The sequence below is a fragment of the Marinospirillum sp. genome (assembly GCF_014859565.1).
On sequence record NZ_JACUUA010000103.1, the window covers coordinates 1 to 11,857 of the forward strand.

At 48.0% G+C, this 11,857-nt stretch carries 6 protein-coding genes and 1 pseudogene; 4 read left to right on the forward strand and 3 right to left on the reverse strand.

Features of this window, described 5'->3' with window-relative positions; translation table 11 throughout:
* Positions 1 to 164: 164 nt before the first annotated feature.
* The 4 genes from IBX50_RS12400 (at position 165) to IBX50_RS12415 (ending at position 4,152) form a co-directional block, all read left to right on the forward strand.
* The gene (locus tag IBX50_RS12400) at positions 165 to 785 is read left to right on the forward strand and encodes a TnsA endonuclease N-terminal domain-containing protein (protein WP_292256289.1); all 621 of its coding nucleotides are present in this window, start codon (positions 165 to 167) and stop codon (positions 783 to 785) included.
* A gap of 13 nt (positions 786 to 798) precedes the next feature.
* Positions 799 to 2,733, forward strand: a complete 1,935-nt coding sequence (locus IBX50_RS12405) for a Mu transposase C-terminal domain-containing protein (protein ID WP_292256291.1) — start codon at positions 799 to 801, stop codon at positions 2,731 to 2,733.
* Positions 2,733 to 3,746, forward strand: a complete 1,014-nt coding sequence (locus IBX50_RS12410) for a TniB family NTP-binding protein (protein WP_292256292.1) — start codon at positions 2,733 to 2,735, stop codon at positions 3,744 to 3,746. The genes IBX50_RS12405 and IBX50_RS12410 overlap by 1 nt, the downstream gene beginning before the upstream one ends.
* A gap of 85 nt (positions 3,747 to 3,831) precedes the next feature.
* Complete coding sequence (locus IBX50_RS12415) at positions 3,832 to 4,152, forward strand: helix-turn-helix transcriptional regulator (protein WP_292256294.1); 321 nt, start codon at positions 3,832 to 3,834, stop codon at positions 4,150 to 4,152.
* Positions 4,153 to 4,417: 265 nt separating this feature from the next.
* Here the strand turns inward: IBX50_RS12415 and IBX50_RS12420 are convergent, their stop codons facing one another.
* The 3 genes and pseudogenes from IBX50_RS12420 to IBX50_RS12430 form a co-directional block, all read right to left on the reverse strand.
* Complete coding sequence (locus IBX50_RS12420; RefSeq protein WP_292256296.1) at positions 4,418 to 10,264, reverse strand: DUF3320 domain-containing protein; 5,847 nt, start codon at positions 10,262 to 10,264, stop codon at positions 4,418 to 4,420.
* 74 nt (positions 10,265 to 10,338) lie between these two features.
* On the reverse strand, positions 10,339 to 11,496 hold the full coding sequence (locus tag IBX50_RS12425) for a restriction endonuclease subunit S (protein WP_292256297.1): 1,158 nt from the start codon (positions 11,494 to 11,496) through the stop codon (positions 10,339 to 10,341).
* A pseudogene (locus tag IBX50_RS12430) lies at positions 11,493 to 11,857 on the reverse strand (SAM-dependent DNA methyltransferase); the annotation flags it as partial. The gene IBX50_RS12425 and the pseudogene IBX50_RS12430, both read right to left, overlap by 4 nt.

Below are 11,857 nucleotides of genomic sequence, written 5' to 3' on the forward strand. Positions count from 1 at the left end.
CGGTAGTGATGGATGTGTGTGCCGGGATGTGGCTGACAGGGGTCATCTCCATTTCTGTCGTTTGAACTCTAGGTTGTCACAATTTGCACACAGGTTGTCACAACTTGCACTCTAGCGTGTCATAAACTATCTTTTCTGTAGTCTGGCTACAGAAAGGTGATGCCATGTACCGCCGCAAACTTCGTCACTCCCGTGTCAAAAACCTCTATAAATTTTCCAGCTCAAAGAACAATAGAGTCTTGACCGTAGAGTCGAGCTTAGAATTTGACGCGTGCTTTCACTTTGAGTACTCCCCAGATATTTCCTGTTTCGAAGCACAGCCCCAAGGGTTTTACTATCGGTTTGAGGGTAAAGAGCTTCCTTACACTCCAGACTTCTCTCTCATGGAGTCTTCAGGTGCTCAGACATTGATTGAGGTTAAACCTCGTAAAGCAATGGATGATTCCGACTTTAAAGCCAGGTTTGAGAAGAAGCGAGAGGCGGCAAAAGCTGCAGGGCTTAACCTGATTCTAGTGACAGACCGTCAGATCAGGGTAAATCCAATACTCGATAATCTAAAACTACTTCATCGCTATTCAGGCTTGTCGAGTTTGGACAGTTGTCATTTTGCTGTCTTGGAAATCATAAAAAAATCCGGAGTAATTAAAGTAAGCTCTGTCCTTGAGCAAGTTGAAGCGAAGGAAGAGGATGCCTTGAACTCTATTTTTAAACTTCTTCAAAGTGGCCGCGTTTATGCTGACCTCCAGGCTCAAAAACTAGGTCACCAGGCAACCGTTTGGTGCTGAGGATTACTTTGTCATGAGTTCAAGAATCTTTTCAGATGAATTCCTTGATGATGTCGATTTTGAGGATAATGATGCAAATCAAAAAGTTGATCTTGTAAATAAGGATGAAGATTATAACTCGACCGATTTAGAGCATTTGTCAGGGTTGGCTTCAATTGATGAGTATGAAGAGCACCTTGTTAAAGAAGCATATCAAAGGCTTAATATTTTAAAAATAGTTGAGAAGAACTTAGAGGGTGGCTGGTCTGAAAGAAATATAACAAAGGTTCTTAATGATGCCTTGGATCAGGGTTTAATAAATAGCACTCCCTCCTGGCGAACTGTAAACAGGTGGAAAAAAAGGTTTTATGAAAATAAGAGTGTGGTCTCACTTATTAATGGAAACAAAAAGAAGCGTAAGAAAGGGGGTTCTGGGTTTGACTCTTTAGCTTGGGAGGCAGTAACTAAGAAATACTTAACTAAGGAGCGGCCTAGTATTTCGGCAACATATAGGTACTATGTTGATCTAGTGGAAGTTAGTAATAAGAGTGTCGTTGAAGGTATAATTAAGCCTATTTCTCCTAGATGGTTTTATAAACTAGTCAATGACCTTCCGCCCTATGAGGTGGCCTGTAAGCGTTTTGGAAAAAGATATGCAGATAAATACTTTAGAAAAATAGGGAAATTTAAAAAGGTCGACAGGGTAATGGAGCGTGTAGAGATAGACCATACACCCCTTGATTTAATTCTACTTGACGACACTTTGGAACAGCCGCTAGGCAGGCCATACCTCACAATGCTTGTGGATAGCTATAGCCGATGCATTGTTGGCTTGCATCTTGGATACCGGGAGCCGGGCTATGATGCTGTTCGTAAAGCCATGCTGAATGCCTGCCTCAGCAAAAAGCATATTAAACAAAAATATCCAGCGATTAAAAAAGATTGGCCCTGTGAAGGTAAGATAGAAAACCTTGTAGTTGATAATGGCGCAGAATTCTGGTCAGAATCACTAGAGCTATTTTGCCAGGCTCTAGGAACCAATGTTGAGTATAACCCTGTAGCCAAGCCTTGGAAAAAACCTTTAGTTGAAAGGGTTTTTAGTACCTATAAGTCTGGTTTGATTGACCAGATTCCTGGAAAAACATTTTCAAACGTACAGCAGTTAAAAGACTACAACCCAAAAAAAGATGCTATTTTACCATTTTCTCTTTTTGTAGAACTGCTTTATGTGTGGGTGGTTGATATTTATAATTATACTCCATCAAGCCGCGAAACTAACATTCCCATCTTGGCGTGGGAGTTGGGAGCCAAGGAACTACCACCCGTTAAATATACAGGGCTTGAAGAGCAGCGGTTTATTCTTGAGAGCCTACCCGCCACTAGGCGCAGGCTCAGAAATGTAGGTGTTGTGCTTGATCATATTACCTACTGCTCAGATGAGTTAGTCGAGTTTAGAAAAAACACGCCGCCATCTAATGGTGAGAAGTATGTTGAATTGATGATTAAACGTGATCCTAGTGATGTTTCTAAGATTTATGTGTTTCTTCCAGATTGCCAAGAATATGTTCTTGTTCCTGCTGTTGATCCAGAGAGTGAACTTCAGGGTGTTTCACTTTTTGAGCATCAAACATACACGAAATTCACACGGCTTTTTAACCGTTCCCGTGTTGACCGGCTAGGTCTAGCTGAGGCGAGGCAGTACATTGAGGAACGAACTCAGGAATACATTGAGGCTGCCGCCAACTCAAAATCTAAAAACAGCGCACGAACTCTTGGTGGGATTAGCAGGCTTGCAAAGCTGAATGATGTGTCATCATCTGGCAATTCGTCTGTCGTGCGCGAGGAAGCAAAAGCCAGGATGGCCAGTACCCAATCAAAAGTTTCCAATGAAAATGACACTCACAAGGCTTTGGATAGTGAAGTGTTGGAAGATTGGGGCGACTGGGCTGATGACCTGGAGCCTTACTGATGCATAGTGCACTGAGTCCTTGTCAGCAAGAGCAGTTAATCTCATTCAGGAACTGCTTTGTTGAACACTCCATTCTCAGCAGGGTTTTACAGGCCCTTGAGCGCTTGAGAAATAATCAGCAGCTTGGAGGTGAGCAGCAGTGCATGCTACTCACAGGTGATACAGGATCAGGAAAAAGTTATGTCATTAAGCAGTTTGCTTCTCAGCACCCTGATTACTTAGACGGGGACACCTACATTCGGCCTGTCCTGATTAGCCGCATACCCAGCAGACCCGATGTAGAAAGAATGATGATTCAGTTGCTCAGCGACCTGGGACAATTTGGTGCAGAGTCACGCAAGGAGCGTCGAAGGGAGGCTGGTTTAGCTGAAGCCTTGGTTAAGATCCTGAAAAAATGTAAAACCCAACTCATTATCATCAATGAGTTTCAGGAGTTGATTGAGTTCAAGTCGATTGAGGATCGCCAGCGTGTGGCAAACCGCCTGAAACTGATCAGTGAAGAGGCGGGTATTCCCATAGTCCTGGTGGGTATGCCCTGGGCGGCTGAAATTGCTGAGGAGCCACAGTGGGCCTCGCGCCTCATGTGTCGGATTGAGCTGCCGTATTTCAAGTTGTCTATGCAGCGTCAGGAGTATGTAAGGTTTCTGAAAGGGTTGGCTGTTCGGATGGGGTTTGATAACCCTCCTGATCTTGGGGGTATAGAGTTTGCTATCCCTTTATTTGCTGCCTGTTCAGGTGAAGTAAGAAGGTTGAAGCATCTGTTGGATGAGGCCTTGCAGATTGCCCTTCAGGAAAACGCAAATTCATTAAATACAGAGCACCTGAGTGAGGCTTTTGACAGGCTTTTCTACGGTAAAGAAAATCCCTTCAAGGTGCCCGTGGATCAGTTAAAAATAAGTGAGGTTTCCCAATACGCTCGCTATAACCCGCAGGCGGTCACAAAAGAAGAGGCGCTGGTCAAAACTCGATTTGCTGATGCACTCACTCTTGCTCAGATCCTAAAAAAGAATTAGTCTTATCATTGCTTAGGATTCCTAAGCATATTTTTTAGCTTCACTGGGATAACCTTAGCGAATCAAATGGTTGTTAAGGTTGCTCATGAAAAGTCCATTACCAGCCCGGTTGAAGGCAGCTAGAACCGCTGCCGGTATGAGTCAGCGACATCTGGGTGAGCTTTTAGGAATCCAGCCTGAATTGTCTAGTTCTCGGATTACACATTACGAAAAAGGGCGTCATTCACCAGACTTCTTGTTGGTCAAAAAAATGTCTGAAGCACTGGGCGTGCCTGTTCCCTATTTCTTCACCGAAGATGACATCATGGCTGAACTGATTCTGGAGCTTGGCAAGCTTGATGATGAGTCAAAAATACGGCTGATTCAGCAGATTAAAACAGATAAAGGTGAGAAGCCTGGTGATTGATTGCTGATACAGGCTATCCATCAACCAGTAAGCTGTTGCCTGCCTGCATGATGAATTAGGTTCGCTACTGCGCCGTGAAAAACTCAGACTAGGCTGATACTCTTTATCCTGATGCAGATATACTGGAACGCCACACCGATGCCAACACGGTATCTCGTTTATCTTCCTGAAACTGCTTATAGGCCGCAGGCTCCTGGCTCACGAAAAACCTCATCAGATTCAGACAGATCAAAAGGTGCACTGGAAGATACGGCAATGACATAGCCTACAGCGGCTCTTCCATTTGCAGTAATCCATCGAGGCGCTCCTTCACTTTTGCAGTTACCCGCTGAATACCCAAGACTCGGCATAGGCCAGTCAGATCATTATCCAACCCTCTGGCTCTAATTATATTTTTCAGTTCAGTGTCACTAATCCACTCAGGCTTGGAGGCCTCCTCGGCTCGATTGCTTGTCCGTGCATAACGCTCCCTGCCTTTCTCATCAACCCCTTCGGGCCACCAGAATTTGCCAGTGCTCTCTTCACTAAAGCCACAACACAATGAAGCCAGCTCATTCACTCGATCGAGCATTTTTGTTCCTGCTCGTTTGAAAGAATGGGCTCTGGCAATACGCTGCAACAGTAGTAATTCATGAATTGGTCCTTCTGTATTGACCAACAGCCTGATCATTTCCTGTAAAGCAGAGCTGTAGCCATCGTCGTAAAACTGATCAGGCTCAAGTGAAAAGGCAGAAAAGTCCATCGTTCTGTAGGTTTCAATAACTCCAGATTCGGAGGTTTCCTCCATAAGACTGCTCTGCGCATGACCAGGAACCAAGCCCGCGATTTGGGTGTGGCATTTATCTGGCTCACACTGATCGCTCGCTGGCTGATCGCAGGAAACCTCCTGTTCCTGACGGCACTGGCGATCCCTGGCCAAATGTTCAGTCAGTCTTGTATGCAGTAGGTCAATTTCATATTTCTGATTCACCCACCAGTTCGTCGACCAGACTCTCAACATGTGCCAACCCAAGCCTTCCAGAACCTGCTGACGAATCTTGTCTCGCTCTCTGGCATAGGCAGAGCTGTGATACATCGCACCATCACATTCAACCCCAGCCAGATAGATCCCGGGGATGTCTGGATGCACAACACCAAGATCAATTCGATAAGCTGAAACTCCAACCTGAGGATGAACTGTCCAGCCTTTTTGCTGTAACCCCCTAGCAACGGCAACTTCAAACGGAGATTCAAAATCCCCCAACGAACCATGAACCGCCGCACCAAGAGCAGAAGCGCCACGCTCCGCATACTCAAGGAAATGCTTTAGATCTGCCACCGCCGTAGCCTTGGTACGGCCTAGGTTGATCTGGTCCGGGGATAAGGTCGAAAAAACCACCATCTCGGATCGTGCCCGCGTCATGGCAACATTCAATCTGCGCTCACCGCCGGTGCGGTTAAGCGGGCCAAAGTTCATCGTGACATGACCAGCTTCATCAGGACCATAAGTGATACTGAACAGAATGACATCACGCTCATCACCCTGAACCGATTCCAGATTTTTCACAAACACTGGTTCCAGTGAATGCTCTTCCGAAAAAGCCCATTCAATCGAAGGATCAGTCGAACGTGCCTTATCCAGCAAGTCTTCGATCAGGCTTTGTTGCTCTGTGTTAAACGTCACCACACCAATCGACTGCTTACGGACATTACCATCCGAAGAAGTCAGGCGACGCAGAATATCCTCAACAATCGCTCTAGCTTCACCTTGGTTATGGCGTGCTTTCCCTCTCGCATAAAAGCCACCAGGTTTGACCAGGCGCACCCCTTTATCCGGGTGAACCGGTGCCGGGAATGTCACCAGAGAATTGTCGTAGTAACGACTGTTCGAGAAAGCGATCAGGCTTTCACGGCGCGAACGGTAGTGCAAATTAAGCACACGGGATGGGATACTGGCTCCAATCAGCTCATCCAAAATACTTTCCAAATCCCCCTCGCCATCCAGATCACCGTCAGGATCATTGTCAGCACGAGCGAAGAAATTGGTTGGGGGCATCTGCTTCGGATCACCGGCAACGATGACCTGCTTGCCACGAGCCAGAGCACCAACGGCATCCCAGACCGTGATTTGTGATGCTTCATCGAAAATCACCACATCAAAGAGTGATTGATCAGCAGACAAAAACTGTGCGATCGACAATGGCGACATCATCAGGCAAGGTGCAAGAGTCGTTACAACATCAGGCATCAGCTCCAGCATTTCACGCACGGGCTTATGTTTGGTTTTCTTCTGCAGTTCGTGACGCAGAATGCCCCATGAAGAACTCTTTTTGACATCATCCTGATCGGGAATCTGGCCAGACAACCTGGCGGCAATATAATCCGCTGTCAGTTGGCTGAAACGAGTGTCCAGTTCCCGGAAAGACTGAATAGCCGCTTCGTGTTCTGCAGATGAGAACGAACTCAACAAACTGTTTTCGCCAATGACGGCTTTCGACCACCACCGACAGTAAGCCGCCTCAAAGGTGTCGCAAATATCCTCAGCCGCAACAGCGCCCTGCTCAATCGCGGAAACCAATGCACCAAGCTGCAGATCAATCGCTTCATTACGTCGACGAACCCATGCACACCAGTCACGTAACGACTGTTGCTTAATGCTGATACGCTGGCACCATTCAGAAAGGGTCAGCAAAACAGAACCTGATTGATCGAGGGCTGACCCTACCGACGCACCGGCCAATTGTTCGACCTGAGTTTTCAAAGCCTCGAAACGTGTCAACTCCTCCATGAAAGCCAATACGCTGCGGCCTACCGGAGCATCTGCAGCCAACAGATCATTACCGTCATAAAGTAAGGTTCTGATACGGCTTCTGAATGCCATCAGCATCTCGGCATCATCGGCCAGCTTACCCACTGCAGTACGGGCACGGGCACCCAGCAACTGCAGCTGGCTTAATACTTCGGGGTCAGTCTCGTACGATTGCCAGCCCTTAAGCCCAGCCAGCAAACTCTCCAGTTGATCTATTTTCTCCGCAGATGACTTCATCTGCTTCAGCAGGACGATATCCACGCTGAGATCTGGCGTGCCTTGTGCGCCTGCTTGCCTGACCTGCTTGATCAGCGCACGCTTGGCAAACCAGCGTTTAGGCCACCACAGGGTATTAGCCTGCTGCCAAAGTTGTTCCAATTGAACCGGATCGAGGTTTTGCCAGGCTCGCGAAGCATACTGACAACTCAACTCTGCCTGGGCTTTCACATAGTCCTTCAACAAACGGATGACGGTTTCCATTGCCTCAAGACGGTCTACCCCATCCGGCTCCAGAGCGAAAGACGAAGACTGCCGATAAGAGTCCAGCAGTACCTGGCCTAGCTCACGTAACGCCTGCAAACGCCCGAATTCACGAACGTGAATTTCAAGGCCTAATGCTGCCAGCAACTCTGATAAGCGTTTATCTAAAGCGATTGCTGAGCGATCGAGCTGCTGCACCTGCAAGACCAGCTTCTCTTGCCACTGCGGTGTCCAGTCTGAATGATCAATCGACGCCAGCTCATGCTGGCTGACATCACCAATCGCCAGCGCCTGAACCTGCAGAGTCTCGGCCACTTCGCGCAATTGCTTCAGGTCATCCTGAGTATGCACATTGGCAGAACTCCAACTGAACTCCGCTTTGGCAGCTAAGTCTTTGTCACGAATACTCACGCCCATAGCGTAGTGTGGGGTAAGACCATTGGCATAACGCTGATGCAAGCTATTCACCAGCGTATTGAGTCGATCTCGTAACGACTTCATACGTAAAGCTTCGCTCTGCCATTCTGTTGCCAACGACTGACCAGCCCGAGCCCAGGACGAACGCAACTGATCCAGGACATCAGCCTTACGAGCCTTGTTGGAATGCAATTCAAGACAGAAATTACCCAGACCTATGTCTTTCAGACGACGATGAACCACTTCCAGTGCTGCCGTTTTTTCTGAAACAAACAACACCTTTTTACCTTTCCCCAGCATATGGGCAATCATGTTGCTGATGGTCTGGCTTTTGCCGGTGCCGGGTGGACCGATGATGACAAAATCCTTACCACGATCAGCGGTGGCAATCGCCGCCATCTGGGAAGAGTCTGCGGGCAGCGGCGTGAGCAAATCCGAAGGCGCAAAATCGCGATCAATATGATCAGAGTCGACGAAGCGTATATCGCTTTCATAAGGCTCTCTGGGGCTATCGAGCAAATGGCGAACGACTGGATTCTCTCGCAGAGCATCGGCCCGATCGACCAGGTCTTTCCACATCAAATACTTGGCAAATGAGAAATGCCCCAGCACCACCTCTTCAATGACCTCAAAGCCCGGCACATCCTTGATCGCCAGCCGCACCTGATGCCATATCCCCTCAACATCAACCCCGCTGGCATCCTCCGGTAAAGCGCCCTGCAAACCACGCAACTCGATACCAAAGTCCTTCTTCAGCATTTCCAGCAGCGTGGTATTGAATCTGGGTTCATCATCGCTGGCGGCAATCTTGATACCGCTGCGAACCGATTTACGTTCAAGCGTCACTGGCAACAGAATCAGGGGGGCACGATAGCGTTTCTGATCCTTTTCATTCGGCTTCCACAACAAAAAGCCAATCGCCAAAAACAGTGTATTTGAACCACCCTCCTTCAAAGACGTCTGAGCCTTGCGATAAATTTCAACGGTCGCTTTATCAAGTTCTTCCTGGCTTCTATCAACCAGCAGTTGCTTTTTCTGCAACGCTTCACGCGCGTAAGTTTCTTTCAGATCGTCACCGCTGCGCTGGCTGTAAATCTCTTCATCCTGATCGGCACCGTTCAGCTTCGGAAATGGCGATATCGTCATTCGAGCACCGGCGGCTAACATATCTTCCAGTTCGGCTGGGTTCGCCTGTACGAATGACAAACTGCTTTTGCCTGGTCGATGATTCAGCAACGGGTTACGTGCCGACAGATCCAGCAATTTGTTTTGCCAGCGCCCCATCCGACCCATGGCGCTGTCAGGAATTTCATCCTCGGTGAACGGCACAGGAAACGACGGCAGAGGCGGCGCTTCTTCAAATGGTGGCTCAAAAGATTCTTCCGCCTCACCGGTGGCATCATTACGACGCTGCACCACCAGAGCCAACGGATTAATGCGATGGTCACGCGCCCGTCGGATATCCACCGCAGCCACAAATTTATCATCTTTATCCAAGCCCACGGTTTTAGCACCGGCTTGTACTGCTTGTGAGAAAGGCACTGGTGGATGCTGGGTTGCTAAGGTCGTTTCAATCAGAATCAGCTCCTTCAACGCCAGCCTTTGCCGCAGCAGCTCGGCATCGGTAATCATCACACTGCTGAAATCTTCCGGCTCCAGCCACAACCCCACCAATGCATGCCCCTCAATGAGCACCACAAGCGGATTCAAAGCCGCCTGCTCAAACGCCGCAGCAAACAACAGCGTGGTATCCAGGCAAGTGGCGACCTTGCTGTCGCCTATGGCACTGGGTGAGCGAATCTTCTGACCATGATGTTCAAAACTGGAAGGCGGTAAGGCGTAGCCAATTTGTTGGTGCACAATGGCCGAATAGATAGCCGAAGCCAGCTCCCATACCCGCTGACGATTACCGCCGCGATAGCCATCAATCGAATCCGGCTTTCCGGCTTTTCGTAACACCTGACTGGCCTTACCCAGTAGGCGATCAACAGCCGGATCATTGGGGGTACAAAAAGCGGCCAACAACTCCGGCATATACTGGTTGCCGCCCCACTCGTTATGCGCTAATAACTCCACGGGCAGCGTGCGCTGGCACAGAACCTCCTCGTTCTGCAACAGCGCAAACCGCACAGTGCCTTTCATCGACTCGGTTAAACCCAGCAAGAAACCGCCATCCAGCCGAATATCCCGATCCTTGATCATCAGTTCTACACCAGCGCCAAGCCGATCCATTGTCCAGCTTTTTTCTGCCACAAAGGCCGGGGACGATTCCATGCGCAACACCAGATTCTCTAGCATGCACTCTTCACTTGTGTTGCAAACAATCAATTCACGTAACACCGAAAACGCACTCTGGTGGCAGGCAAAATTGATTTTTTCCAGCAAAGTGACGTTGATCGCAATGGCAGACCGGTCAGTGAGGCTCATGGAAAGTCCCTATAATGAATAAAGTTAATCTAATAGTTTGGACAGTGGCAGATGTAAGTTGGGCTTCAGGAATATCACAGCTCACCCCAGAAGGCTTTTTGCGTAATTGCTTTAAATAAGCTCTCTTTAGACTCCGACTGCATCTTTTTGATACTCGCCAAAACAGAACCTCTAATACTTTCGTACTTCTTTTGCTCCTGAATCGGAGGAATTGGGAGCATAAGCTCCTTCAGTTGCTTTGCAGTGAGCTGAGGAACAGCTGCTCCCTGCCCAATTGCTTGTAGGTGATTTTTTATCGCCTTCGAGACAAGCAAATCATGCAGAAATATATTGCCCACACCAGAGCCAGGTCTAATTATCATCATCTGAGCATTGATAAAGGCTTTTTGATGTACACAATCAAAAACACAACAAGACCCCAACGTTCCTCGAAGCGTGATAATTAGATCGCCATTTCTGGCCTTGCCGCGAGACAAATCCATGTATTTGTCTTCCGTGATGTACTGACAGGACTCAAGACTTAGGGTGTCTGAGACTATATTCTTCGTACTTAGGAACAACACACCCTCTGTCACAAGATCGTCACCACTTGGATAAGCAGACGAGCGATCACCATTTTCAAAAGTTGAAATTTGACCTAGTGATTTTACCTCCCACCCCTTCGAATTGGTCACTGGATCACCAAACATATCCAGAAACACGGCGCGGAGGAAGTCGTCGGCGAGTTGGATGGCTTGCTGGCGTTTGCGGCGGATGGCGTCGGCTTTGTCGAGGATGGCAGCGATGCGCTTTTGTTCGGGCAGGGGTGGGAGGGGGATTTCAATAGCTTCGAGCTTACCCTTAGTAATGTGCTTGAGCCCGACTCCTCCATGAGCCTGGTCGATAATGAAATTTAGCTTCGAGTTGATTGCATACCGAAGATAGTTTTTATCTACTCTCTTAACATCAAGGTCAACTCGAAAAATATGTTGATTCAAGAACCCTTTTCCTCGATTCCAGAAGAAAGCACCAAAAGAGGTTCCTGGCGTACCGGACCATGAAAATAGCAAATCACCTGAATTCACATGAAAGCGGTCTTCAACTTCAAAATCACAATAATTGAATGGTTTTGATTCATCAGTCAGATTCTGGATTCGAATTATCGGAGTTCCCGAGCTAGACCACTCTTCAGGCTTAAATGCTCGTCCATTTTGTAGTTTACAAGTACTCCCAAAAGGCACGATGTTACTCACAGCATCCCCTCCAGCTCATCCAAATCCGCCATGATTTCGCTTTCCAGCGCTTTTAACTTTTTCAAAATCACTTTCGGGTCTTCGTACTGTTCTTCTTCATACACTACTTCTTTATAGCGGTTGATGCTGAGGTCGTATTTATTGGCGCGGATATCCTCGGCGTATACCAGAAAGGCTTTTTGAGTCTTATCACCAAAGGCTTGGTTGATTTCTTCTGGTGTTGCGCTTGACTCAACCAGAGCGCGGTATTGTTTCCACTTGGCAATGGCATCTGGCAGATCGTTGCTGCCTTCGCCTTTTAATGGCGTGCGCTTGTCGTCTAACGAGTAGCCGTCGGCTGCCAGATCGTAAAACCAGACCT

Coding starts and splice junctions, on each gene's coding strand:
- IBX50_RS12400 (WP_292256289.1), top strand. CDS start 165: ATGTACCGCCGCAAACTTCGTCACTCCCGTGTCAAAAACCTCTATAAA.
- IBX50_RS12405 (WP_292256291.1), top strand. CDS start 799: ATGAGTTCAAGAATCTTTTCAGATGAATTCCTTGATGATGTCGATTTT.
- IBX50_RS12410 (WP_292256292.1), top strand. CDS start 2,733: ATGCATAGTGCACTGAGTCCTTGTCAGCAAGAGCAGTTAATCTCATTC.
- IBX50_RS12415 (WP_292256294.1), top strand. CDS start 3,832: ATGAAAAGTCCATTACCAGCCCGGTTGAAGGCAGCTAGAACCGCTGCC.
- IBX50_RS12420 (WP_292256296.1), bottom strand. CDS start 10,264: ATGAGCCTCACTGACCGGTCTGCCATTGCGATCAACGTCACTTTGCTG.